Source organism: Pedobacter cryoconitis (genome assembly GCF_014200595.1).
GTDB classification, from domain to species: Bacteria; Bacteroidota; Bacteroidia; order Sphingobacteriales; family Sphingobacteriaceae; genus Pedobacter; species Pedobacter cryoconitis_C.
Map to the genome: position 1 here is coordinate 461,464 of NZ_JACHCG010000002.1, position 24,368 is coordinate 485,831.

A 24,368-nucleotide genomic window follows, 5' to 3' on the forward strand; every position below is an offset into this window, starting at 1 on the left:
TCTAATCTATTTCTCTTTTATCAATGGTTATTCCTTAATCATGATATATTTTTCATTGACAACTTTATAGTTTTTAATCTTTTTTATGATTGTATTATCTTTTATTACAAATTCTGTGCTAGAATAAGTTTTTCTTTTCTGATTAAACTCAAGGTTGGGTAATTTGGAAAGTAATGTATCCAAAGTAAATAAGCCAGTTATAGGATCATACAAGTAATAGTTCTTATATAGATTGCCAAGTTCAACGTCGTCTTTACTACTTGTTTTTAAAGAAAAATCTGGATACCCGTCAAAGTTATAGTCATCTGTATAGAGTGTAGTATTTGTGGAATCTGCATCATCAAGTTCGGTGACATATTGAAAAGTCTTCCCGTCTGCACGGTTAGTTATTTTAACCGCAAATGGAATGGCCTGTTGATCCTTAATCAATTCAAAATTATATAAAGAGGTATTTTCGGTATACATTAAACCGGTTTTCGGAAAGAAGTTCTCTTTTGCAATCCAGCCTTTAATCAAATGATTCGGGATCGTTGTAATTTCCACTTCAAAGAATAATGCATTTTCGGCTTTGATAACTGCATAATCTCCTTTTTTAACTCTAAACAAAGGTATCTTATTCTCCTGCGGGTGTTGATATACAGCTGCTGTGTCAGCCAGAACTTCTGCACCTTTATAATGATGATCAATCCATTTCCCGTCGATTAGTTCTCCGCTATTTTCCTGTACAAAAGGTCCCATTAGTGCATACTGATCCCAATAAGCAGTTTTCGTCAGGTGCTGATTAATAAAAGTATACTTTTCTCCACCGTGGTGTGCAGCGCCATCGCGCCAGCTACTATTGATGGTTCTGTTTTTTACATTTATTTCTACTTGTGAAAGCTGGGATAAATCGTCATTATACTCGAAATTCTCTTTTTGTGGATTATACAGATAAAAATTATTGGTGTAATTAGGGCCAGCTCCACCACTTTGCATCAAAAACATAAAGTCCGGATAACCATCAAAATTGTAATCAGCAATCTGGATTACCTGGGTAGGTATTGATTTTAATTCTGCCCAAATATCAAGAAGTACCTGTTTGCTGCCAGTCTTTTTATTAATAATCTTTACTGCATTGACGAACTCTTTATCTGCTGAGATTTCAAAACGAAACTTATTGGTTTGTTGTTGCTGCCTGATCCATGGAGCACTGGCAAGGTCTTCTTTTTTGATCCATCCGCTGGTCGTTTGCAGAAGCGTTGTTCCTTCCTCTATTCCATAATTCATTGAATAATATTTTCCAGTATCCTTGCGCACCTCAATTCTATCTACCTCAAACCATTGCGTTGAATCATCAGCCGTGATCGCTATTGTTTCTCCCTTTCTAAAATAATCTTTGCTTAGAGAATGAGATCCTGGTTTGTCGTAGATCAGAATTTTATCGTGATTTAAATTCGTTCGCAAATCAATATATGGCTTTGGACTCTTTCCCCGGCCTTCAAAAAATGCCTGTTCAAATTGATAGCTCTTACCATTCTGATATTTCCCTGAAGCCGTATCTTTTATAGATTGGTTTTTAACCAGCGGATTTTTATAAATCCCAAAATAATCAGATCTGTTTTTACTAAAAGACCACTCTCCCGGTAAATTACCTGTGCCTGCCAGCGAGCCACCATTGCTGCTTCGCGTGATTACTGAATCTTTTTGAATAGAAAACTCCTGTGAAAAGTAAAAGTCTCCGGGACGAACATTTTTAGAAATGATACGCAATTGTTTTTTCCCTTTTGTACTTACTGTATCTCTTAAAAAAGCAATCTTAATTTGAGTATGCCTTTGATTCGCCGAGACGATTGCGTAAGTTAATCCGTAATCACTAACCTCTTGATAAGGGATAATTTTCATGGATAAAAAGTCATCAATTGAATTAAAGAACCTCGCATAATGGCCGGCTCCAAAATAATTATTCAGTTGATTATTGAATTGATAGATGCCGGGATGGGGAACTTGCGCATGCAAACCTGCGCTGCTGATGGAAATAAAAAGGAAAAATATTAAATAGCGCATAAAAATTTATAAGCTGCAAATATAGGAGGGGGTGAACATGGATACACATTACTTATTATAACAAACATCATTTTATAACAGGTCTTCAAAAAGCTAAATCTGAGGCTCAGTAATTTGTAAATTTCAGTGTATAATTAATGATTGAAAACTTGGTTTTTAAAATCAATATCAGCTAAATCCCATAAGTTTTATCCTATCTTTTTTTAACTAAGTAAACCCCTGTAGTATAACCCTGATAATTTATCTTTTGACTTTCATTCATAGAAAATTGAATTGTTTTTAGTTCAAGCGTAACAGTGAAGTTTTTCGTCTTTTTAGTGAAGCTCAATAGTGAAGGTGGCAAAGTATATTGCGGAGGATCGTCATGATTTGGCTTTTGCAGGTAAGGCTTTAACTTTGGCTCCTGTTTCATCAACTTGCTGATCAGCTCATTTACATTAAAAACAGCAAGTTCATTATTTAGCCTGATTTGTAATATGCCTTCCTTTTTGGTTTCTGTTTCTACCGATATATGATCAATTGTATAATGCTTATACGTGTCAATAAAATCAATATATGCCTGATCAATCATGAAATCATAGCCAGTAATTACTTTAACTTCTGGCTCAGCAATCTCCAAAATATAGTGTTTCTCCTGCTGGTCGGCTTGGTCAAAGTAGAAACGATGCCCTGAAAATTTCTTCAGTCCAAAATAGCTGATTATCCACCTCATTTTTTTGTCCAGGATATCATATCTTGAAGTACTGAGGTGTCCATAACTATCTTTGATTTTGCTTAAAGAATCGCTGACCGCTTTAAGATCCTCTGTAACATAAGGTTGGAGGACATCAAAATCATTATGACCAATAAGGTATTCTAAAGTAGCTACCGCCTTCTCCCCATTTTTTTTAGAAATCTTATTGATTCTTACCATTTTACCAGCTTGTAAAGCATGGTTATCTTTAAAAATCTGTAGCAGGATATTCTTTTGTGAATAAGTTGAAACAGAAAACGCACTTTGAGGTCCATAAATGGACAACAAGGTAAGCACAAATAGAGAAATAGGGATTACTTTGATATTTTGCTTTTTTGATAACAAAAAATAAAGCGTAATAAATAGTAGCCAGCAAGCCAGCAATGTTAAGAAATAGCGCGGCTCTGTAAAGCCATAAAGATTTATTCTTGTACCCAGTGCTATAAATAACAAGAGCAGAAGCGGTAGCATTAAAAAATAAAAAGTACGTGCAAACGTTTTAATCCATTTGTTCTCTGCTTTTTCGCGTATGGGGAAAATAAGCAATAAGGAAAGTATACCAAACACCGCATACCCCAGAATTAAGTTAGAAACCAATCCTTTCGGTAATCTCCATTGTATCAGTATTTTTAATTCGTAAGCCAGCAGAATTACTACATATATCGTGGCAAGTGGGATCAGAACATATTGAGTAAATATTTTTAGTCCCTTAGGATAACTGAAGTCCTGGTTGAGTTTAGAAAAATCACCGGGAATACCAGAAAGAAAAAACACCGTATTGAATATACCTGTAATACAAACCCATAAGATATAAAAAGTATCATACTTAAAGTCTACACTAAATAAGAGGTTCATTGCACCTATTGCAGCTGCGATACCAGCATATAAGGCGGCACTGTAAAGGATGCTGGTTAAAAAGTGGAGAAACAGTGTTTTATTAAATTGCCAGAAACCTTGTATTGCATGAGGTTTAGTGAAGGCAGCAAAAGCGACCAGTAAATGCCCGGCAAGGATCAGTAAGAAAAAACGGATCAGATCAGCAGCATTTATCAGCGGGCTAAAAGTAAAAAATAATGCCGCCGTGAGCAATGCCGCAATCAGATTAAAAATTAGCCGGTGCGAAGTTTTTATTGACCGGCTTTCACAAAATAGGGTAGTAGCCAGGCTAATCACCACTCCCAGGGCAGCTGTCATTATTACTCTTTTGCACCAGCTTTCCTTTAGGTAATTCAGACTTTCCAGTTCTATATAGGCTATGGCTGCTAAAGTTGCAATAAATGCAAAAAGCATTTCGAAAGGAAAACGCTTTAAAACATGATATACACTTTGCTGTAATTTTTTAAGAGAAGGAAATGTCATCATTGGAAAATTTGATCAAAGGTATTCTCATTTTTAATAACACCAGACTATTTACAGAATAAATCATGATTTATTTTTTAACTAAATAAGAATGTCTAAATTGGATTTATTCAATATTAAATGATCATTTATGGCTAAGACACATCAGTATAAAACAAACCTTGTATGGGCAGGAAATAAGGGTTCGGGAACAATGGACTACAGATCTTATGATCGGGATTTTATTGTTTCAATTGATCAGAAAGCTGATATAAATGGCTCTTCTGATTCTGCTTTTCTTGGCGATAAAACCAGGCATAATCCTGAGGATCTGCTGGTTTCATCGATCTCATCCTGTCATATGCTCTGGTATCTTCACCTGTGTTCGCAAAATGATATTATTGTGATGGACTATAAAGATGAAGCGACAGGTACAATGACTGAAAATGCAGATGGGAGCGGTCAGTTTACAGAAGTTATTTTACGGCCAATAGTGCTGATTATTGATGAAGCAAAACATGAAAAAGCAATTAGTTTGCATGCAGAAGCACGTAAGCTATGTTTTATTGCCAATTCTTGTAACTTTCCAATCAAGCATTTGCCTGAATGTATTGTAGAACCTAAACGTTAATCCCCTAATGAAATTAAAACTGATTCTTCTTGCGTTGTTCTCTGCAAACCAATTGTATGCTCAGGACACAGTGATTATACGTAAAATCTACGATGAAGCCCTGGTGAATAGTAAATGTTATGAAAACCTTCGTTATCTCTGTAAAGATATTGGTCCTCGTTTGAGTGGATCTGATAATGCTCAAAAAGCTGTAGTATGGAGCAAAAAACTAATGGAAGGTTATGGCTTTGATAAAGTATATCTGCAAGAAGTCATGGTACCGCATTGGGTAAGAGGAGCGAAGGAGACTGCTTATATCATTGATGGCAAAAATCGTATTCCTGTACCAATTGCTGCACTGGGTATGAGTGTCTCAACGCCAAAAAATGGGCTTACTGCCAATATTATTGAAGTACAAAGCCTCAAAGAAGTTGAAGAACTTGGTGAAAGTAAGATAAAAGGTAAGATCGTTTTCTTTAACCGTCCTTTTGATCCAAAGTTTATCAGTACAGGCGAAGCTTATGGCAGATCAGGCGACCAGCGGTTTATGGGGCCGTCAATTGCTGCTAAATATGGTGCTGTTGGGGTGATAGTTCGTTCACTGACTGAGAGTCTTGATGATTATCCGCATACCGGTGCCACACGTTTTGATAAAGACGGTAAAAATATTCCTGCTGCTGCTATATCAACCAAAGCGGCCAATAAATTGAGCACCATGCTGAAAATGCGGAAGCTGCCTGTCGTTAAATTCTATTTTAAACAAGACTGTCAGCTCCTTGCCGATGTATTATCCTATAACGTGATTGGAGAATTGACAGGTACAGAACATCCCAATAAATTCATCACAGTGGGCGGGCATCTTGATTCATGGGATCTGGCGGAAGGTGCACATGATGATGGTACGGGTGTTTTACAATCAGCAGAAGTGCTGCGTATATTCAAAGCTTTGAATTACAGGCCTAAAAACTCCATTCGTGCGGTCTTTTTTATGAATGAAGAAAATGGCCATAACGGAGGGACTAAATACGCTGAACTGGCTGCTAAGAATAAAGAAGAACATATAGCGGCTATTGAAACAGACGAAGGTGGGTTTACTCCGCGTGGTTTCAGTTTTGAAGATGTATCAAATGATTTTATCAAGAAGATTAACAAACAATGGAAACCTATATTTGAACCTTACGAAGCAGACCGTTTGACCATTGGTCAGTCAGGTACTGATATTGGTCCATTAAAGGAAAAAGTTCCGGGAGTTGTCCTGATTGGTTTCAGACCTGATTCCCAGCGCTATTTTGATATTCACCATTCCTCAAATGATGTTTTTGAAAACGTAAATAAACGTGAACTTGAATTGGGCGCAGCAAGTATGGCTTCACTGATCTATCTGATAGATCAGCATGGACTATAAAAAAATCTTATATCTCGTATTTTTTGTGTTTTTTACGAACCTGCCCGTGTGTACTAAAGCACAATCAAAAGTGCAGGGAAAAACTTTTTCAAGGGCAGATACGCTCAAAGGAAACCTTACTCCATTGCGGAGCTGTTATGATATTAATTTCTATCATCTGGATGTGAAATTTAATATCGGCAAAAGGTTTATCAGTGGAAGCAATCTGTTTAGATTTACAGCAACACAAGATTTTACCAGGTTACAATTTGATCTTTTCGCCAATTTAAATATTGATAAAATCGTTTATCATAATCAGGTGCTTCCATACACACGTGAATTTAATGCAGTATTTATTTCTTTCCCGGAATTGATTAAAAAAGATAGTAAAGATGAATTTACTGTATTCTATTCTGGTTATCCGAATGTGGCGCTAAAAGCACCAAGAGAAAGCGGTGTTGTATTTGCTAAAGACTCCCTCGGTTACCCACTGGTAGCCACAGCCTGTGAGAGTAAAGGGGCGAGTATCTGGTGGCCTAATAAAGATCATCTTTCTGATGAACCAGATAGTATGCTGATTAGTGTAAGTGTACCCAAAGATTTGAAAGAAGTATCTAACGGGCGTCTGAGAAAAGTTACTGACCTTAAGAACGGTTATAAAAGATTTGATTGGTTTGTAGGTAATTCCATTAATAACTACAATGTGGCAGTAAATATTGGGAATTACGCCCATTTCAGTGATAGTTATCCTGGTGAAAAAGGAGAGCTTACATTAGATTACTGGGTGTTACCTTATAACTTGTCAAGAGCGAAAATAGATTTTGCAAAGAATGTAAAACCTTTATTAAAATCATATGAACATTGGTTTGGCCCTTATCCCTTTGATGGAGATGGATATAAGCTGGTAGAAACACCTTATCCCGCTATGGAGCACCAAAGTGCGATCAGTTATGGTGGTTATATGCGTGGAAGCCCTAAAAATGAATTGACAGGCATATCAGGAGGGGCGAAATGGGATTTTATAATTGTTCATGAAAGTGCACATGAATGGTTTGGTAATAATATTACGGCTAAAGACCTGGGTGATTTGTGGATACACGAAGCTTTTGGAAGTTATGCAGAATCTTTGTTTATAGAAAGTTTGTATGGAAAAAAGGCCGGGCAAGAATATATATATGCCAATCGTTCAGGTATAGCTAACGATGAAACAATTGTTGCCCCTTATCATGTTAATCAAATGGGATCCGGAGATATGTATTCGAAAGGAGCGATGTTGCTGAATACGATCAGGACAATTATTAATGATGATGAAAAATGGAGGGGTATTTTACGTGGGTTAAATAAAGAGTATAAGCATCAGACAGTGACCTATAATCAGGTTGTTAATTATATCTGTGCACAGTCCGGTGAAAAATTAGAATCCGTATTTGATCAGTATCTCCATTATAAGACGCTGCCGGTTTTGGAGCTTGCAGTTAAAGAAGGGAAGCTGAATTGCAGGTGGATTGCGGAAGCTGCGGACTTTAATATGCCTTTACGGATTAGAATATCAAAAGGAGCATATCACTTCATTTATCCTTCTGCTAAATTTACACCTGTAGACTTAGCAGGTATATCGGCAGAAAATATAGAAGTTGATACCTCTAATTATTATATTGGCTTAATCAAAGCTGATTAAGCCAATAACTAAGCTAAAGATATTTTTTGATGGCAATAAGATCTTCATTACCGAATTCTGCTTCCGCCTGCTGAAAAGTTTTACAAACTGTATTCCCTAGTGGAGAATCCAGGCCTTCTGCCTTTGCCAGCCTCAGATCTTTGGTCAGCAGCTTTAAAGCAAAGGCAGGATTATAATTTTCATTAATGATCAGCTCGCCTTTTAGCTTCATGAATACGCTACCCAGCGCCCCATTGTTGATTATGGACATCATTTTTTCTGCTGAAATATTATGATGCTCAGCAAAATTAACAACTTCTGCAAGCCCCTGCGCCTGGATGGCTAAAAGTGTATTGATACTGAGCTTGGCAAGGTTTCCTGCACCAATTTCGCCAATGAGACTGGATGAGCCTCCTAAAATGCCGAATAATGGTTTAATACTTTCGTAAACAGCTTCTTCGCCGCCTGCCATAATCACAAGCTTTGCTTCTTCTGCCTGTTTTATACTTCCTGAAACAGGGGCATCGAGATAAAATGCACCTTTTTCCTTGCAAAGTTCAGCCATTTCACGATTGATTGCCGGAGAAACTGTACTCATGTTCACAATCGTTTTACCGGTAAGTTCAGCAGACAGAACTCCTGCCTCCGATTTAAAAATATCTTCAATAGCGTGATCATCGGTCACCATTAAGAATAATATATCGACGATATTTACTAAGTCAAGCACAGATTGTGAAACAACTGCACCTTTAGCGGCCATAGCTTGTGTATCCTGCTCACTGCGGCCATATACATAAACCGGATAACCTGCTTTTAACAATTGTCCGGACATAGGTTGCCCCATTTTTCCAAGACCAATCCAGCCAATTTTTTTATTTTTCATTTTTCTATGCGTTTTAATTCCTCTTATTATTTTACTGCTATCAAGAGAAGTCCGTCTATCTTGAAGGTAAATAGTTACATTTTCAGCAATAAATTTAGTTGTGTTCTAACTGAATAAAGTATTTTCCTTAAGTTTTGACATCTGCGAGACACACAAAGACAATGCGGAATTTTTGAGCAATGTTTGTAAAACATATAAATTATAGTTTCTTTGTCAGCAGACAAGCACAACCGGTTAATAATGGAAAATAAAAGAGATTATTTAATGTTTGAGGATATTAATTCTGATTCCTCATTAAATGAATTGTTCGATACCTGTGTTACCTCTATCCAGGAAGGAAAAGCGAAGGTGTCTAATACCCGTGAAGAGCCTGATTATCCGACTCATGAATGCTTTCTTGTGAACGGACGGGAAATTTTAATAGACGCTCCATTGGAATATTATTTATTTAAACTTGGTAATAGTGGTTTCGCATATGAAAAGGCAAGGGATTTTTCCGATACTATGCGAAAGTTATGTGGATGGCAGTGGCATGTAGATAGAGTCTTGTCTGACTGGGTGAAGCGGAATATCCGTGATCCATTTTTAGAATGTACTATCGATAATGATGGGTGTGATCATTATAAGTTAAAACCCGGCAAATCTATTGGGCAGTTGCAGGAAGATTATCTGCGTTTTGCCTGCTATATTGGAGTGTGCTTTGTAAAATACGGTGGAAGTGAAGGCCAATACACAGCAAATAATATTTTTAAAATGGCCAAAGCAATTGGCAGTGATTTGCCTGCAAAACTAAAGAAGCAGGGCAGTGGAGAATTACCGGTAGAAATAACAAAATACAAAGATAGTATAGTTTCCTGCGATGCGAATGATGTTTTTGCCACTATAAAAATCACATTGAAGGAGGAGAAAGAAGAAGCCTATCTACGAGTTTTGAATTTTATTTGCCGTTTGTTAGAATTTGGTTTTCCCGGGTCTTACACCATAACTTTCAAAAGTCCGGAAAAGAATTGGCTTCCTATTAAGGGATTGCAGAAAAAAGGCGTTCATCAGTTATTTGCAAATGCGGGAAGATGGCCAGCTCTGTATGGAAAAATTGAAGATTATGCACGGCTGGCCATGAAGGAATTTGAATGGTACAATGATTTTGAAGCGGAGCACTGTGCTATGCCTGGTAGCTTTGCCGTATTTACATTAGGGCTTATGGACGAAAAATATCAATCACTTATCTGTGATTATTTGAATATGTGCGATGAAGAACATCAAAGTATACAGGGGGAATTTGTATTAGCATATATTGAAAAATATGGTTTTACCGAAAAAGGTCTGGAACTTTACGATTTATGTGAGAAGAATATACAACAACTGCCCAAAAAACTATCGGTTCAGCACGCAAAGTTGAAATAGATCTGATGCTATCACCACATTAAACTTAATCTGAAAAGTATATATATTAAATGGATACGAACGAAACCACTGCGACAACTCTGCAAACAAAACAGCATTTCGAAATTCTCGACGGATTAAGGGGTGTTGCCGCTCTTGCGGTTGTCACGTTTCATTTTATGGAATGGGTTTATACTGATGCCAGCAAAAACTTTATTGGGCACGGTTTTCTGGCTGTTGATTTCTTCTTCTGTCTTTCGGGATTTGTGATCGGATATGCTTATGACGATCGTATATCAAAAATGGGCGTTTTCAAGTTTCTAATATCAAGAATCATCAGGTTGCATCCGCTGGTTGTAGCAGGATCGGTATTAGGCCTGCTGGCATTCTTATTCGATCCATTTGGTGGTCATCCAGAGTTGTATAGCACAGGTAAAATCATTTTGACTTTTATTTGCTCGATATTTCTTATTCCCTTACCTGTAATAGCTGATCGTGGATTTAACCTTTTCAGCTTCAATGCTCCGGCATGGTCATTGTTTTGGGAATATATTGCTAATATTGTTTATGCATTTGTGCTTTATCAAATTGGCCGCGGATACCTGCTATTGTTGACTATATTCTCCGCAGTGGCTATTTGCTATGTAGCTTATCGTTCCGGCAATTTACTGGGTGGATGGAGTGGCCCTACTTTTTGGGATGGCAGCGTCAGGATATCGTTTTCCTTTTTAGCAGGATTGCTTATTTACCGTTCCAACTGGATCATCAAAAATAAGCTTGGATTTATCGGCCTGTCTATATTATTGCTTCTGGCCTTTATAATGCCAGTCTCAAAATGGAACTGGATATCCGAACCTTTGGTCGTTTTGTTTTACTTCCCTATGCTGATCGCTTTAGGTGCAGGGGCTAAGTTAACACCTGTTTTTAAAAAGATCTGTATATTTTCTGGAAAGATCTCCTATCCATTGTACATGACACATTATGCCGCATTATGGATGTTCGGTAATTATTACACCAGTCATAAGCCAGGCACTATGCAATTGACATTCATTATCATAGCCGGGTTAGTTGTGCTGGTTGGAGTAGCTTACCTGGTTATGGTAATTTATGATATGCCTGTAAGGAAATATTTAAGCGGTAAACGGAATGAAAGGAGAAGCTAGGAAGGAATTGCTTCATTGTGCGTGATACTTGCCTTTTTGAAACAACCTGTGCTCCATCTACTATTTTAAAAATGAAATCGCCCAGGATTCCCTTTGAAAATTTACCATTGAAAATTACCATAAATAGTTGCTTTTCCATAAATGTAAATCATTAAAGTTAAAGCGCATCATCAGGAGCAGACAATGTCCGTAATTGTCCGCAGCTGTCTGCAATTGTCCGTAGTTGTCCATGCCTTAGTCAAAGGAAAAATCCTAAGGTTTATGAATCTTCAGTTAGTTGTGCTTTAGTTGTGCATGAGTGGTGGTCGGTGTAGGTGCAGGCCGTAACCAGCCCGGGACTATGGTAAATCCAAGTCATTTCAACTAGTTGTTTTGACTTGGACTTGCCATGCTCTCACGTTACTTCAGCATTGCTCTTACCCTAACGAGTACCCGGACAGTACTCAGGCAGTACCCGACCAATATTGCAGTTGTATAGTTTTTTAGGACGTGACGTGCGTGACGCACTTTGATCAAAAATATTTAAGCTCGCGCGGCTTTAGAAAGTTTATTGTATAAAAAAAGAGATCAATTTGATCTCTTTTTTTAATTTAAGTCGGGGTGGCAGGATGCTTGACCCAACTCTTAAAATCTTGATTGTTAATCATATATCAAATAAAAATCAGGTTAGGGAGCCGAATAGGGCACATATTATTAAATATGGATTGCCTTGATTTAACGCCCGAGTGACCTTTGCTTATTGTTGATTATCAATGAACTATAAACGAATATAGCTTTTAATTTACTTATAATTGAATTTTTGAGGAAATATTTATATATAAAATTAGTGTGCAATTCCTTTTAAAACTATATACTGTAGTGTAAGCGTTAGGTCTCTTTCTCGACTTTAAAATGGATAATCATCGTAAGTTGAATTTAAATCCTTCATGATCAAGCCATTTTCTTCCTTTGAATTTGTACAACTTGTAGCCTTAAAATCTTCTCTTCTAAATTGTTTTTTAGTTTCTGTACATACTCAGGAATAAATTATTGTTTTTTGTCCGCTCACTAACAAACTATAATGGAATGGCCCGACGTAGCTTCCTTGGTTTTAGTTCCATCATAAAAATATTCGCCAAGATGAAAGCCCATATAATCACAAACCTCAAATCCACCAGTTTCCATATCAATTGACAGATATATCCTTTGCTTGCTAGAGCCAGCATGGTAAATCACTCGTTTTTTCGCATCAGAAGTATTTAGCGCACTTAATTTTTGATCATATATATAATTATTTCTCTCTGCCACTTTCTTTCCAAAATCGATAATCATAGCTCTTCGGAGTTCTGTGGAAATATTACGACATTTATCTCTAAATTCATCCCAATTTCCGTCTTTTACCAGTTCATCAGAATAATTAAGATTAGGAAAATACTCCTTGTAGGGGTTCCATCCTGAGAATAGCTTATTACTCTTAAGTTGTAATAGCATCCAATCTTCATGATACTTGAGGTGTAAAACTTCACCCACATGCCTTATATCCACATGTTGCTCAATAATGCCAATTCCATCATCTTCTTCTACCCATAAAGCTGCCACCATAGGTAATGTCCATCCTTGTGCAAGGTTGAAACTAATACAAAAGGTTTTTAGAATACAAGCGACTTTCAATCCCTTTGGGGAAACTTGATTGCCTCCAATATTTATGTATATGAGTGGACAGGCATTTATGAGTTCGACTGATGCACTATCCATAACTTTTGAGGATGCAGCAAGTATACTCTTAAATTTTTGAATTAAAACTCTCTGCTCTAAGTTTTTATGATCAGATTTCACCCACTCGCCAATAGAAGCATAAGTTGTAAGGGGATGGGACAATAGCTGTTTACGATCCGCAATTTTCAAAATCCTAAAACCTTTTGAAAAAAGCGCTATGCAGATAGAGGCAAATTCTAGGACTTCGCTTTCAGTGAGAGGGGATTGTGTTTCTAACGATAATTCATTAAATGTGTATTCCATTTTTACAGCAAGTCATTGAGTAACTTGTCCCACTCATCAAAAAAGCCATTGGGCCATGCACTCAGTCCTCCATCGTCATCCAAATAAATCTGTTCCAACTGCGTATCATTCAAACTATTCTTAGAAAAATAATTGATGGTTATCGCCATGTTATCAATGATTTGTTTTTTTATAGCAACTCTAATTCCATTAACAATATGATCACTATGAGTCTCAATCATTAGCTGTATATTGTTCGCAGCAGCAATAGAAAACAACTGCGCAAGCTTAGATTGTCCAGCAGGATGAAGATGCGTTTCGGGATTTTCTATAACCAACAAATCTCCGGTTTTTGCGGCTAAGATCGCAACTACGATTGGTAATGTATGAGTAATCCCAAATCCAACATTCGATGGTTTGAAGTCCTGACCAGGCACACCGTCCTGATTAATATATCGAAAGAAAAGTTCCACCCTATTAGTAGCTAAGTTTTCTTTAGTTTGTACCTGAATGTTTTCACTAATCCTACCCATCCAGAAATTGACATGATCTATCAATGCTAATGAACGAATTTCAGCAAAAGTAGCAAAAGCTTCAATTTGAACATCTTTATTACCAAATTTCTCTAGGAAATGGGCTGTGAAGCTACCATCCTTACCTAAAGAAGTTTCATTCGACTTGAATCGTGGATAGTCCTCTTTTGGAGATATTCGCTCAGCTGCTAAGTATTGGAAATTGTCATTGAACAAAGAAATCCCCTTAAGATCCTTAATACCAGTGGTAAGTTTTCCTATTATAGAGTTTAAATCCTTATTGTCCGAACTATATTTAACAGTTTGAAAATTCAGCTTTCCATCTAAAAATTTGATTCCAAAATCAATACAGCTATTTTTTTTAGCTTTTGAATAAAATACATCTTTATATGTACCTAAATTCACTAGCGACTGCTCATCACCGAGAAAAATGGTGTCATCATCATCATAGAAATATCTACTAAGATAGGATTGACGGAGCAGGAGCATAGATTGAAGAGCCGAACTCTTCCCTGCTCCATTTGTTCCCGTAAATAGGTTTAGATTCGTACATGGAATTTGAAAGTCTGACAACGACTTGAAGTTTAAAATATCGATTTGTTTAATCACTTTGATATGTTTTTAATTAGGGCTTCAACTTCTTGAAATCTAGCAATTAAGCCCTCCTGAGAATATGCATATTCACTTTCCCAAAATCTGCTTGAGCGAGATATAAAATATTCCATAAATGCGGACTGGAAATCTTTCTTATCCTTGATAATATTCATACGTCTGTGCTGATCTATAATTGAGACACCATAAGTCAAAAGTTCAAATATTATATTGCTATGTCCGAACGTGCGGGTTTTATCAATAAGACTTCTTGTGAAAATTTGGCTTCCAAAAACCTTTTCCAATGTTTCAAAAATGCTCTTTAGATCATCCATAATGGCTGTCTGTCTAAATTTTGGAATGTCGTAAATTCCGGTCATAGCTTGATCTAGAAAATCCCCTATGGTTGGCCGATATTCTAAATAAGATCTGATCTGAAAAGCAACAAAGCGTAGAACTATCTCCCGATCCTCCATTCTATCTGTTTGTCTGTCCGAAAGGATGATCGATTGCCTAAACCAAGGTTGTTCGGCAATAGTCTTTAGGAAGGTAGCTGGCGCCCCGGGATTTATTGCATGTCTAATCTCTTGTAATTCTAATTTTAATGCACTGGTATTAATACTCTTAAATATTTTGTATACTACATTTTTGGGCGTTCCTTTCTCAAGAACATAAGCAAATATTTCATATTCTTCGATATTTCGCTGATAAGCTCTCTCTAGATCATTAAACTGTAAATCCTCCAGCTCTGGTAAATAATCTAAGTTGGAGAGTGCAAATTTACCATTTACAAATTCGTTGATAGCACTTAACCGTTGTAAACCGTCAATAATGAGCCATTTATTATCGTCTGTGCCATCAAAATAAAATGCAGGTATTGGAAGTCTGATAATCATCGATTCAATCAGCCTACTTTTGGTTGGTTGATCCCAAAGACCGGGTCTACGTTGAAACTCCGCATCTAGCAAAAGCTCATTATATTTGATTCGCTTTAATAGTTTGTCAATCGGAAGCGGCTTTTGAGTAATCCTAAAAGGAAGATGAGATTTATCGATAGGTTGACTGATACCTAGTTGCTCGGCAATATTTGAGTTTTCAAGCTCCATAATGTCGTCAGTCATGATTTCAATCTCTCCTATAGCGACAAGATCAAGTTTTTTTTCCCTATCCTCTATACGTTGAAGCTCAGATAGAAAATATTCTCTGTTTTTTTTGTTAGATAGAAAATCAGTAAGTATACTGATTTGAGGTCTTACCAATAAAATGTCATCAAGTGGAATTGTTTGCCCACTCAGGTCATCGTATCTTAAAAGTAAAAATCGTCCATTCTTTTTGTATAAAAGATAATCACCATAAAAGATAAAATTCTGACTAACGATAGTAAAATATTTACGAAAATCCTTTTGACTAATGAACGAACTCGTCCCTGAAAGGAAATCAGCCGCACTAATCAGATTAAAATAGGGTATATCCGTTTTTTTTACTGAAACAAATAGTTTGCGGGGAAGTTGCAGTCCGAAACGTAAGTCAGCTAATTCTTTTAACTTCATATGTCACAAATATAACAACAAATACTATGTCAGCCATAATTGATTCTGCAACCGTCGTGTTTTTGGGTGGCAAATATTTAACACATAATGTTAAACCGAATTAAAATTATACCAATCCCTTCTGAACAAATAAATCTTGTTTATGATTCAGGTCTAGATGATTTAATACTTCTATAAGATTGTCTTTTAAAATGCCACTTTTGTTTCTGGGAACTTGTAATACTGTGCTAGCTCAATATAGTATTCTTCCTCAAACCTATTATTGTATTAAGATGGTTTATTTTAGAACTACTATCTGTTCATATTATAGCGAACCAATCGACTTCAAAGCCCTTTCCAATAATTCTTCTGCTGGTCTGTCAGGATAGAACTTTGTAACATAATGAAGAAACCTTTCTCTTGTATCTGGTCGATCAAACTCCATAGCGGTAAAAATGAGCATTGGCCATCTTTTAGTTTGGTTCATAAAGGCATAGATAGGGAGATAAGGAGGTGCATGCTGAAGGGAATTGCTGACGATTTTTTCATAAAATTCTTTGCTAAAAATACGCTTGAAATCCCTTACCACGTCAAATGCAATTACATTCTTGCAGCCCTGCAAAAGTACATCACCAAAAGCCGGATTTCCTTCATCCCAGAAAAAAGTATGTAGATATTCAATAAACCCCTTTTCCATCATATCGCATAAATCTTTACTGTAGTAGGCATAGGCACTTTTAAAAAGTTCAATCGAGAAATTGTATTTATACTTTTCGATGATAAAGCTGATGACTTCATTTTCCCGTTCAATAATTTGATCTATTGTCGGTGCTTTGCTACCAACCCCAGGGACTGTAAGCAAATAGCGTGATTTTGAGAAAAGTTCAAAATAGTAACTCTTGAAATAGATCGGTTTCCTTTCATAGGTTACCTGAATATATAATGGAAAAGTCAACTGCCCGTGAAAATCCACCTGTTTAAGGCGATCATTTAGGTATGTTTTAAAACTAATTTTCATTTTTTTTTAAAATTTTATTTACGGCTTTTTGCTTCATCTAACGACGTCATTATTTAGCCTGCTCTAATTTTAGATATCAAATCTAATCAAAAGCAATCATTATAGATTCCAGTCTTCACAGTAGGAACAATACAAATGTACTAAATTGTTATGGTGTATTTTAAATTATCATAACAATAATATACCTTTGTTGTGTTGGAACTGTAAATGCCTGCAAATGATGCAGATTAACCTTCTCCAAGAATAGTAATTTATTTTTTAACCTTAATAGTTTTTCAGATGACAGCGATTGAATTGATTACGAAAGAAGACTTAAAAACATTTAGAACGGAATTGCTAAATGACATTAAAGGGCTACTAAAACCGGGGGTGGGCACCCAAAAACAATGGCTGAAAAGCTACGAGGTGAGAAAGTTTCTGAACATTTCACCCGGCACATTACAGACCTTAAGGATTAACGGCACCTTACGTTTTAGTAAAATTGGAGGCATGCTGTACTATAAACTGGAAGACATTCACCGCCTATTGGAAGGAGGGCAGTAGTTACGCAGTTATACTGTTAGGTTGTACAGCCTGGTCTTTTGTCCGCTTGGTTGAGCGTGCCAAAAGACCAGAGAAATAGGAGCCGGGAAACCCGGCGAAGAATGGCACCCTGCCGCTCCTTTCAGGAGACGGCAGGGCATGGAAATCGCAAGCGTAAGGCGAAGCTTTCAGCACGCCATACTATGCGATTTGTAGGAAGCAAGTTTGTGTTTTTGGTACCCAAAAACTCCGTTCAGCCTAAGGGCTGGAACGGCAAACTTGCTTCCTGCTCCCGATGGTCGCCGGAAGGCCGGCAAGACACTTAAAGCATGAGAACTATGATCAGTACTATATCAAAGAGCGGTCAAAATGACCAGCTCAATAAGCCAAAGAAAAGTGCCAAAGGCAGGGGCGGGGCACCTAAGAAGAGGATCAGGCGAGAAGTGCATGTTAAGGTACGACTTAAGACTACAGAACGTTTCCTGATTGAATCCAAAGCTCGGCAGGCGGGCATGCGGATAAGCGACTGGGTTAGGGAAGCCACCCTGAAAGCAAAAGTAGTATCACGGTTGACAGCTGAAGATAGGCGAGTTTTACACATGCTGGCGGGCATGGCAAATAATCTGAACCAATTGACCAAACTGGCACATACCAGTGGTATGCTGACTATTGCGATCAGGTGCGGTTCATTACTGGAAGAAATAGATCAGGCACTTAAATATTTGAACAGCGATGATGGGAAAGATACCTAAAGCGGGCAAAAGTTTTAAAGGTCGCGTAGAGTATTGCGTGCTGAAAAACGATGCGAAAATTCTGGATGCTAATGGCGTAAGAATTGATCAAGTAGCTCATATTACCAGCGATTTTAACATGCAGAGGAAAATGCGGCCAAGTCTCGGGCAGGCAGTTGGACATATTGCGCTGAACTGGAGCCCGGAGGATGCACCAAAGTTGACCGATGAATTGATGGTCAGTATGGCCAAAGAATACTTGCAGAAGATGAATATCACCGATACACAGGTGCTGATGGTCAGGCATCACGATACAAAACATCCACACCTGCATCTTATTTACAACCGTGTTGATAATCAGGGAAACCCGATTAGTGATGCCTATCAGCGGTGGAAAAATGTAAAAGCCAGCAAAGCACTCACCTTAAAGTATGGTTTCCATATGGGTGAAGGAAAGGCAAAGGTCAACCGTCCGCAGCTTAAAGGAGCCGATAAGGTGAAATATGAACTCCACGATAAGATTAAAGCCATATTGCCAAAAGTCATCAGCATGGACGAACTCCAGAAGCAGTTGGGTAAACAAGGAATCGGGATGATGTATAAATACAAGAGTGGAACCGCAGAGGTGCAGGGAGTTAGTTTTACTAAAGGTAAATACCAATTCAAAGGATCGGAAATCGACCGCAGTTTGAGCTATGGAAAAATGATTAAGGTTATAGCAGACCGTATGCAGGCACAGCAAGGGCAATCGCAAAAGGAAAAAAAAGAGCAGTCGAAAAGCCTTGCCGATCAGTTAAGGGAAGTGATAGAATCAACTTACCTAAAGTCCGAACCCGAAACTCACTACCTGCGGGAACAACCGGAAATCAATTACTTGCAGTCAGAATCACAGGCCAATTACATGAACAAAATATTACCTGATCCATTCTTACCGGAAATTCATATTTCGGATGACGTAGACGATGAAGCCATACATGGCCGTAATAGGCAGCGTAAGGAACAAGCTCACACCAATAGGCGGTAACTAAACTGATTAATTTAATCCATAACATTTGAAGTAAGGAGTGAAAATATGAACAATCAACAAACAACTGAAAGAACAATAATAGATGAAGTAGTTGAAAACCTGATTAAAAGAACAGAGTTACTCGAAAAGGAGCAGTTAGTAAAGAATGAAGCACTATTTGCAAAGGAAAATGAGACACAGGTTTTATTGGCTGCCTTTGAAGACAGGTTTGGTAACATCACTATTGAAGCTTCAAAACCGGATATGTCCGTCGTGAGGGATGAATTACACAAAGGTTTGGCTGGTATCAATGAAACATTGGAAAAATGGTCGAGACCGCTTAAAAAGGAATATCATTTTTCACTATTTCCTGAACAGCTTAGAAGCGTGGAATATGTAAGAGCAGTTTTAACAAGAGTAATCTTGGGTGTTATTAGTTTGGTCTTTTTGATTTTTACTTATTTGCTAATGGATAAACATATCCAATAAAGATATTTATCTGATAATTTAATAACATTAAGTAGGCCTATTTTTATGCGATAGGCCTATTTAATATTAATCCTTATTTGAAACTATTTTCTTGGGATTTGAATTAAGTTGTTCTTGTATGCTGTTTAGTTGCTTTTGTAATTTCTGGTTTATTTCATTTTGAGCCTGCTGCTTTTCATCAAGTCTAATAATTTGCTGCTCTTTTTCAATCAGATACAAAGTTAATTCCTCTATTTTTTTAGTCAAAAGTTTATTTATTTCTCCCAGATTTAATCCATCTCTGATCAATGTCTTTTCCGAAGGGATGTCTGGTAAATGCTGGTTCTGATCAATAAATTTTTTTACTTCGTTCAGCGTTGGAAGTTGATAATCTGGTTTCAAGACATAATCGGACCATCCATCTAAGTCTACTCTTACTTCTCTGGAGTGGATAGTTCCATTTACATCAAGCCTCTCTTTCGGATTAGTAACTCCTATTCCGATATTTCCACCATAAGGGTTTAAAGCTAGATTTCTCCATCCTAGACCATGTCTTGCTGCGGAGATAATTGCTGCATCAACGTTATTATCATATCCCATCATTAAGTGGTTTGCTATATCTGTGCTATTACTAATTACAAGCTGGGCTGGTACATTGGGGGCCTCAAGAATCTGTTTACCATTTATATGTAATGCTCCGATAGGATTGACTGTTCCCAGGCCTGCATTGCCTGTATGTCGAATCATAAATAACGGATTACCATTGTTATTAGAGATATATACTCCTGAAGTTCCTGATGTTAAATATGCTGGAGACGAATCACCAAATTTGATGTTATTTGTATAAGTTGAAGAGTTAATACTTACGTCAAGTTTTGCCGCAGGGTTTGTGGTGCCAATTCCTACATCACCTTCAGGAAGAATTTTATTGGATTGAGCATACGAATAATGCCCCATTATAATTATAAACGAGATCAGAAGTTTTTTTTTCATGGCGTTAATTTATTTTTTGATTAATTCATTAGCTAAAATACCGTGTTTGATTTAGCTTTTTGGGAAAATAATGCTATTAATCTTTTTCTCTCGTTACGAACATGGGGGGAACTGAAAGACTAAAAAAGTGCTTATTTGAATATCGAGGAATTGTCAGGTTGATCACTCCCGTTCTTATGTTATCCCAAATTTTAGAGTTTGAGATTTTATTTTTTACTCTTCCCCTCTAGCTCTAGAATATACTTTCGCTGAGTTGTCAATAATTCTTCTTTGTTATCAATTACTTGTTTTTGCAATTCGATTTTATCTATAAGTGTTCGCAAAGCTTCTTCATGTATTCTTTTTTCAGCTTCCAAAAGCGTCTTTAATGGCTCAATAGAATGATAATACTCTAATAGATTTTCTTGTAACAGGCCTGACAACTTAATTAGCCGAGAAGGATAAATATCATCAAGCTTCAATACTTTATCAAAAGCAGATTCTGACAGACCAATATAAGCGGCAGCTTCTCTGTTTAAAATATTTTTACTTCTAAGCTTTAATCTAAGATATTCACCGATTGAATCATTCATTTACAAATTTTCTTAAAGCTTACGGATATTAACGTACGTTTATCTACCTAAATACGGTAGTCTATCTATTAAAATTTGGAGCATTCAATTTTAATTAGTACATTAGGCTATGATTAAATATATGACAAGCAGTTAGATAAGGTAATATTTATCTATTTTTTTAATGAGTCTTGCGGCAAACTTTCTGAAGCCGTTAACGCAAGACAGCAGTTAACCCATGATCTATGTGTAGATATGCTATATTTGCATGTCGAGATAGATTTGGGGTCTGCTGTAATTCCGTGTTAACATAAGGCTTCAGAAACTTTAATTGCCACGGTTGGCAGATCCCAAATTTATCAATCCAACCTCCAAGACTCATTTATAGTGTAACCAACTAAAATGAGTATATATGGAAATATCAGTCTTATCCCCGACAGATGAACATCCTTTCTATTTTAAGATATTCGTCAAATCACTAATTCAAAAATTCTTACCTCAACAAGTTTTCTGCTTTGCAAAAAAGAGTTTATTAAAGCAATCACATGGCTGTTTTATCGATTCTGGAAATGACTATGATAGTCATTACTGCTTATTGATCGTAACGGAAACTACTACACGAATTGATCACGAGATACAGGAATTTGCTAATGTTCATTACAAGCATGGTGTAATTACTATTCTTTGCCACGGAAAAGAAACTATCCTGGAAGCCATGAAGGCCAATAACAGGTTCTTCATTACGGTTTTTAATACCGGACATTTAGTATACAGCCATGACGGTATGACCGGGCCAGATTTCCCGGTCAGGTTTATCCCTACACAAGCCGGGATAAAAGCTAAAAAACAGCTACAGCATCGAACGCCATTAATTGAGGGTTTTCTTACTGGCGCATATCAATGTTTGATCAATAGGCAATATAATATATGCACTTTCATGCTTCACCAGACTGTAGAACAATGTTGTATTGTGCTGATTAGAGTGCATATCGCATACCGTTCAGAGATTCATAATTTAAAACGTCTTTTAAACCTCTGTAAATGCTTTTCCAGCAAACCTTTTAAAACATTACTATCAGGAACCTCTGAGGATGAAAGACTATTTGAAATTTTGATTAAAAGCTATTCGGAAGCACGTTATGGTGATCATTTCTCTGTTATAGCTGAAGATGCACGGCAGTTGTATGATAAGGTTACCGCTTTTGTAAGCCTTGTCAAGGCTATGTGTAAAGCGAAAATCCAGCAACTGGAAAACGAGGCCGCTTTATATAAAAGCGTAATGCAGGAAAGTGAGGTTATACATGGATAATCCGGGTATAGAAGTTTCACCTTGCAATAAGCATTTCTTAATGCTCCCTTTTGAAAAAGGAACCAGAATCCTGCTACGTCAAACAGTTGATCGGTATGCAAATTTAGATTCATTGCATTTACCTAATAGTAAAGATCAGGTGCGTGTAATCTCTTATAAGGGTGGAATCTTATTACTGGTGGTAACAGTTCCAGAGGCAATAGAACAACGCGTATCAATCAAGGTTACAGAAGGCTTCCTACTTGTCAGTTGTAGTTCACATCAGGGTGAAAAATATCTCAGCTATTATGCCAGTTTATCGCTGAACTACCTGCTGTGCAGGGGTGATTCGGCAGATTTCCAAGAATTTTATTAAAAGCCACCCGTTATGAAAATTAAGAAAATTAAAAAACAATTGAACTATCAGCCTAGTGGCCTGACAGCCGATCAAATGGAAAATCCATTACGATTGATGTCTTATTTTTTTGCAGACTTCCCCATCCATGAGACAAGAGACAATTTATGGGAACTATACAAAGCCTGGATTTATCATTCCGCAGCATATAGAGATGAAGACTTAACAAAAAATATGATGTGCTTTTATACCCAGTTCCTGGAAATGGTCAATGCCTGTTATGTCTATGCTGAAATGACAAAACCTAAAAAATGATTGATGAAACGAATTAACAAGCAACAAATCATAGTCCCTTTAGAATTTAGCGTGGCATGTGCGATATATAAAGTGGAGATGGTGGAAGTATTACAGGTTTTCGCCGACCATGTAACCCTATATGATACCATGCGTGAGGATTATTGTGAAGGGTTTTCAGAGGCCACCAGAACCGTTGGTTCTTATGTAAGGGCAAAAAGGAAACGGCCTGTGGAAAGTAAAGCTATGAAGAATTGCGGCGCATTACTCATATCCTGTCTATCAAATATTAAAGTATTGGCCACAAAAAAGGCTGGCATGACCGTTGTTAAAAGAGAGAAAACCCGCCCTCTTGTCAACATGATTTTTGAAGCAATGGAACGGGTATATACCATTTCAGACACCTTATACCTTGATGAATATTCCGCTATCAAACTGAACAAAGATTTTTGCGTACTCTGTGAAGCTCATAATTGTTATCCCAAGGAATTTCTGGAATATTTTATGGGCAGAATTTCAGCAGCAGATGCCCATGCCCATAAAGGGTTAAAGATCAACTATGATAATTTTACTTTCTCTTTGTTCTCCAATATAGCAGAAGGTTTTGGAGGAAATGAGCCGAAAGCCTATCGATTAACAGAACCCGAACTCAATTTCTTTGGGAGAATGGAGGAATTACATTTAGGACTCTACATCATACGTGATCTGGAGGAACGCATAAATATTTTAAGAGAGATTTACCTCGCACACTATCTGGCTACCACTCAAAACTAAACTCACCTTTATGGAAACAGCAATTAACGTTACCCTACCAGAAGACTTTGACATACTTTGTAGTATTTACCAGATCAAACCAGAGGTGTTTATACAGCAATTCATCAATCAGGTTTCTTTTCCTTCTTATTTTAGTAATCCGACTGGAAGCGATTGCTGGGCAACCCTCTGCTTCCTCAATTTCATAGATGTGGAGAGTCCAAAATTTCAGGTGAATGAAGATTTGGAAATTCACTACCTAAATTTATTCAAAAAAGCGATCAGGTACAACCTTGTTACTAGCCCAGAGGACAAAGTTAAAGCTGTAAATAGTGGAAGAAAAGTTATCAGGCATTGGTTAAAAGCAGTATTAGCCGAACGCACCAAATATATAACTGATAGTTTATGATTTGCTTTCATCTTATAAATTAAACAGTCAAAATGGCTCCTAAGAGAACGAGAGAATGACCCTAATGATGTAAGTTGGTTTGGGATAATTTATTTCTTTTGGAGTTGTTTGTTAAATCAATTGTGATAAATTTTAGTTACATTGAAAATAATTATC

The 24,368-nt window shown here is 37.0% G+C and carries 23 protein-coding genes; 14 read left to right on the forward strand and 9 right to left on the reverse strand.

The genetic code is table 11. From position 1 onward, the window contains the following. Window positions 1-27: 27 nt before the first annotated feature. Together HDE70_RS15975 and HDE70_RS15980 are read right to left on the reverse strand one after the other, a co-directional pair. Complete coding sequence (locus HDE70_RS15975; RefSeq protein WP_183891211.1) at window positions 28-2,043, reverse strand: XAC2610-related protein; 2,016 nt, start codon at window positions 2,041-2,043, stop codon at window positions 28-30. Between the two features lie 193 nt (window positions 2,044-2,236). After that, window positions 2,237-4,138: a DUF4153 domain-containing protein gene (locus HDE70_RS15980; RefSeq protein ID WP_183891212.1), complete on the reverse strand. Its 1,902-nt coding sequence runs from the start codon at window positions 4,136-4,138 to the stop codon at window positions 2,237-2,239. Between the two features lie 127 nt (window positions 4,139-4,265). Here HDE70_RS15980 and HDE70_RS15985 point away from each other — a divergent pair, with 127 nt between their 5' ends. From HDE70_RS15985 to HDE70_RS15995, 3 genes are read left to right on the forward strand one after another with little or no spacing between them, the layout of a single operon-like run. Then, the gene (locus HDE70_RS15985) at window positions 4,266-4,745 is read left to right on the forward strand and encodes an OsmC family protein (RefSeq protein ID WP_183868124.1); all 480 of its coding nucleotides are present in this window, start codon (window positions 4,266-4,268) and stop codon (window positions 4,743-4,745) included. 7 nt (window positions 4,746-4,752) lie between these two features. Next, window positions 4,753-6,129: a M20/M25/M40 family metallo-hydrolase gene (locus HDE70_RS15990; RefSeq protein ID WP_183868125.1), complete on the forward strand. Its 1,377-nt coding sequence runs from the start codon at window positions 4,753-4,755 to the stop codon at window positions 6,127-6,129. Next, window positions 6,119-7,786: a M1 family metallopeptidase gene (locus HDE70_RS15995; protein ID WP_183891213.1), complete on the forward strand. Its 1,668-nt coding sequence runs from the start codon at window positions 6,119-6,121 to the stop codon at window positions 7,784-7,786. Before HDE70_RS15990 ends, HDE70_RS15995 begins: the two co-directional genes overlap by 11 nt. A gap of 13 nt (window positions 7,787-7,799) precedes the next feature. Here HDE70_RS15995 and HDE70_RS16000 read toward each other — a convergent pair whose 3' ends face one another. Further along, entirely contained in the window at window positions 7,800-8,648 is an 849-nt protein-coding gene (locus HDE70_RS16000) for an NAD(P)-dependent oxidoreductase (RefSeq protein WP_183891214.1), read from the reverse strand. 240 nt (window positions 8,649-8,888) lie between these two features. On the opposite strand from HDE70_RS16000, the gene HDE70_RS16005 reads away from it, so the two are divergent. Beyond that, window positions 8,889-10,052: a DUF6138 family protein gene (locus HDE70_RS16005; protein WP_183891215.1), complete on the forward strand. Its 1,164-nt coding sequence runs from the start codon at window positions 8,889-8,891 to the stop codon at window positions 10,050-10,052. A 50-nt stretch (window positions 10,053-10,102) separates the two neighbouring features. Continuing rightward, a complete protein-coding gene (locus HDE70_RS16010; RefSeq protein WP_183891216.1) occupies window positions 10,103-11,194 on the forward strand; it encodes an acyltransferase family protein in 1,092 nt (363 codons plus the stop codon). A 1,047-nt stretch (window positions 11,195-12,241) separates the two neighbouring features. On the opposite strand, the gene HDE70_RS16015 is transcribed toward HDE70_RS16010, so the two are convergent. The 4 genes from HDE70_RS16015 to HDE70_RS16030 form a co-directional block, all read right to left on the reverse strand. Continuing rightward, window positions 12,242-13,192 carry a hypothetical protein gene (locus HDE70_RS16015; protein ID WP_183891217.1) on the reverse strand — a complete coding sequence of 317 codons (951 nt, stop codon included), beginning with the start codon at window positions 13,190-13,192 and terminating at the stop codon, window positions 12,242-12,244. 2 nt (window positions 13,193-13,194) lie between these two features. Next, on the reverse strand, window positions 13,195-14,313 hold the full coding sequence (locus tag HDE70_RS16020) for a DUF3696 domain-containing protein (RefSeq protein ID WP_183891218.1): 1,119 nt from the start codon (window positions 14,311-14,313) through the stop codon (window positions 13,195-13,197). Then, window positions 14,310-15,845, reverse strand: coding sequence for a DUF262 domain-containing protein (locus HDE70_RS16025; RefSeq protein WP_183891219.1), 1,536 nt, complete (start codon window positions 15,843-15,845; stop codon window positions 14,310-14,312). The genes HDE70_RS16020 and HDE70_RS16025 overlap by 4 nt, the downstream gene beginning before the upstream one ends. 304 nt (window positions 15,846-16,149) lie before the next feature. Further along, entirely contained in the window at window positions 16,150-16,842 is a 693-nt protein-coding gene (locus HDE70_RS16030) for a hypothetical protein (RefSeq protein ID WP_183891220.1), read from the reverse strand. A 279-nt stretch (window positions 16,843-17,121) separates the two neighbouring features. Between HDE70_RS16030 and HDE70_RS16035 the strand changes: the two genes are divergently transcribed. The 4 genes from HDE70_RS16035 (at window position 17,122) to HDE70_RS16050 (ending at window position 19,590) form a co-directional block, all read left to right on the forward strand. Next, window positions 17,122-17,385, forward strand: a complete 264-nt coding sequence (locus HDE70_RS16035; protein ID WP_183891221.1) for a helix-turn-helix domain-containing protein — start codon at window positions 17,122-17,124, stop codon at window positions 17,383-17,385. A gap of 308 nt (window positions 17,386-17,693) precedes the next feature. Next, on the forward strand, window positions 17,694-18,116 hold the full coding sequence (locus HDE70_RS16040; RefSeq protein ID WP_183891222.1) for a plasmid mobilization protein: 423 nt from the start codon (window positions 17,694-17,696) through the stop codon (window positions 18,114-18,116). After that, window positions 18,097-19,119, forward strand: a complete 1,023-nt coding sequence (locus HDE70_RS16045; protein WP_183891223.1) for a relaxase/mobilization nuclease domain-containing protein — start codon at window positions 18,097-18,099, stop codon at window positions 19,117-19,119. The genes HDE70_RS16040 and HDE70_RS16045 overlap by 20 nt, the downstream gene beginning before the upstream one ends. A gap of 48 nt (window positions 19,120-19,167) precedes the next feature. After that, complete coding sequence (locus HDE70_RS16050) at window positions 19,168-19,590, forward strand: hypothetical protein (RefSeq protein WP_183891224.1); 423 nt, start codon at window positions 19,168-19,170, stop codon at window positions 19,588-19,590. A gap of 66 nt (window positions 19,591-19,656) precedes the next feature. Here the strand turns inward: HDE70_RS16050 and HDE70_RS16055 are convergent, their stop codons facing one another. Next, window positions 19,657-20,562, reverse strand: coding sequence for a hypothetical protein (locus tag HDE70_RS16055; protein ID WP_183891225.1), 906 nt, complete (start codon window positions 20,560-20,562; stop codon window positions 19,657-19,659). A gap of 206 nt (window positions 20,563-20,768) precedes the next feature. Beyond that, window positions 20,769-21,134, reverse strand: coding sequence for a hypothetical protein (locus tag HDE70_RS16060; protein WP_183891226.1), 366 nt, complete (start codon window positions 21,132-21,134; stop codon window positions 20,769-20,771). 391 nt (window positions 21,135-21,525) lie between these two features. Between HDE70_RS16060 and HDE70_RS16065 the strand changes: the two genes are divergently transcribed. The 5 genes from HDE70_RS16065 to HDE70_RS16085 are packed head-to-tail and all read left to right on the forward strand — an operon-like array spanning window position 21,526 to window position 24,212. Beyond that, window positions 21,526-22,422, forward strand: a complete 897-nt coding sequence (locus HDE70_RS16065) for a HEPN domain-containing protein (RefSeq protein WP_183891227.1) — start codon at window positions 21,526-21,528, stop codon at window positions 22,420-22,422. Then, complete coding sequence (locus HDE70_RS16070; RefSeq protein ID WP_183891228.1) at window positions 22,415-22,777, forward strand: hypothetical protein; 363 nt, start codon at window positions 22,415-22,417, stop codon at window positions 22,775-22,777. Before HDE70_RS16065 ends, HDE70_RS16070 begins: the two co-directional genes overlap by 8 nt. A gap of 12 nt (window positions 22,778-22,789) precedes the next feature. After that, window positions 22,790-23,071: a hypothetical protein gene (locus HDE70_RS16075; protein ID WP_068399308.1), complete on the forward strand. Its 282-nt coding sequence runs from the start codon at window positions 22,790-22,792 to the stop codon at window positions 23,069-23,071. A gap of 3 nt (window positions 23,072-23,074) precedes the next feature. Further along, entirely contained in the window at window positions 23,075-23,824 is a 750-nt protein-coding gene (locus HDE70_RS16080; protein ID WP_183891229.1) for a hypothetical protein, read from the forward strand. A 10-nt stretch (window positions 23,825-23,834) separates the two neighbouring features. After that, complete coding sequence (locus tag HDE70_RS16085) at window positions 23,835-24,212, forward strand: hypothetical protein (protein ID WP_183891230.1); 378 nt, start codon at window positions 23,835-23,837, stop codon at window positions 24,210-24,212. Window positions 24,213-24,368 lie beyond the last annotated feature (156 nt).

What these genes read in the sequence shown, in the direction of transcription:
- HDE70_RS16060 (WP_183891226.1), bottom strand. Translation starts at nt 21,134, where the DNA reads ATGAATGATTCAATCGGTGAATATCTTAGATTAAAGCTTAGAAGTAAA.
- HDE70_RS16010 (WP_183891216.1), top strand. Translation starts at nt 10,103, where the DNA reads ATGGATACGAACGAAACCACTGCGACAACTCTGCAAACAAAACAGCAT.
- HDE70_RS16050 (WP_183891224.1), top strand. Translation starts at nt 19,168, where the DNA reads ATGAACAATCAACAAACAACTGAAAGAACAATAATAGATGAAGTAGTT.
- HDE70_RS16045 (WP_183891223.1), top strand. Translation starts at nt 18,097, where the DNA reads ATGATGGGAAAGATACCTAAAGCGGGCAAAAGTTTTAAAGGTCGCGTA.
- HDE70_RS16055 (WP_183891225.1), bottom strand. Translation starts at nt 20,562, where the DNA reads ATGAAAAAAAAACTTCTGATCTCGTTTATAATTATAATGGGGCATTAT.
- HDE70_RS16030 (WP_183891220.1), bottom strand. Translation starts at nt 16,842, where the DNA reads ATGAAAATTAGTTTTAAAACATACCTAAATGATCGCCTTAAACAGGTG.
- HDE70_RS16075 (WP_068399308.1), top strand. Translation starts at nt 22,790, where the DNA reads ATGAAAATTAAGAAAATTAAAAAACAATTGAACTATCAGCCTAGTGGC.
- HDE70_RS16085 (WP_183891230.1), top strand. Translation starts at nt 23,835, where the DNA reads ATGGAAACAGCAATTAACGTTACCCTACCAGAAGACTTTGACATACTT.
- HDE70_RS16080 (WP_183891229.1), top strand. Translation starts at nt 23,075, where the DNA reads ATGAAACGAATTAACAAGCAACAAATCATAGTCCCTTTAGAATTTAGC.
- HDE70_RS16025 (WP_183891219.1), bottom strand. Translation starts at nt 15,845, where the DNA reads ATGAAGTTAAAAGAATTAGCTGACTTACGTTTCGGACTGCAACTTCCC.
- HDE70_RS15990 (WP_183868125.1), top strand. Translation starts at nt 4,753, where the DNA reads ATGAAATTAAAACTGATTCTTCTTGCGTTGTTCTCTGCAAACCAATTG.
- HDE70_RS16005 (WP_183891215.1), top strand. Translation starts at nt 8,889, where the DNA reads ATGGAAAATAAAAGAGATTATTTAATGTTTGAGGATATTAATTCTGAT.
- HDE70_RS15980 (WP_183891212.1), bottom strand. Translation starts at nt 4,138, where the DNA reads ATGATGACATTTCCTTCTCTTAAAAAATTACAGCAAAGTGTATATCAT.
- HDE70_RS16015 (WP_183891217.1), bottom strand. Translation starts at nt 13,192, where the DNA reads ATGGAATACACATTTAATGAATTATCGTTAGAAACACAATCCCCTCTC.
- HDE70_RS16070 (WP_183891228.1), top strand. Translation starts at nt 22,415, where the DNA reads ATGGATAATCCGGGTATAGAAGTTTCACCTTGCAATAAGCATTTCTTA.
- HDE70_RS16040 (WP_183891222.1), top strand. Translation starts at nt 17,694, where the DNA reads ATGAGAACTATGATCAGTACTATATCAAAGAGCGGTCAAAATGACCAG.
- HDE70_RS16065 (WP_183891227.1), top strand. Translation starts at nt 21,526, where the DNA reads ATGGAAATATCAGTCTTATCCCCGACAGATGAACATCCTTTCTATTTT.
- HDE70_RS15975 (WP_183891211.1), bottom strand. Translation starts at nt 2,043, where the DNA reads ATGCGCTATTTAATATTTTTCCTTTTTATTTCCATCAGCAGCGCAGGT.
- HDE70_RS15995 (WP_183891213.1), top strand. Translation starts at nt 6,119, where the DNA reads ATGGACTATAAAAAAATCTTATATCTCGTATTTTTTGTGTTTTTTACG.
- HDE70_RS15985 (WP_183868124.1), top strand. Translation starts at nt 4,266, where the DNA reads ATGGCTAAGACACATCAGTATAAAACAAACCTTGTATGGGCAGGAAAT.
- HDE70_RS16000 (WP_183891214.1), bottom strand. Translation starts at nt 8,648, where the DNA reads ATGAAAAATAAAAAAATTGGCTGGATTGGTCTTGGAAAAATGGGGCAA.
- HDE70_RS16035 (WP_183891221.1), top strand. Translation starts at nt 17,122, where the DNA reads ATGACAGCGATTGAATTGATTACGAAAGAAGACTTAAAAACATTTAGA.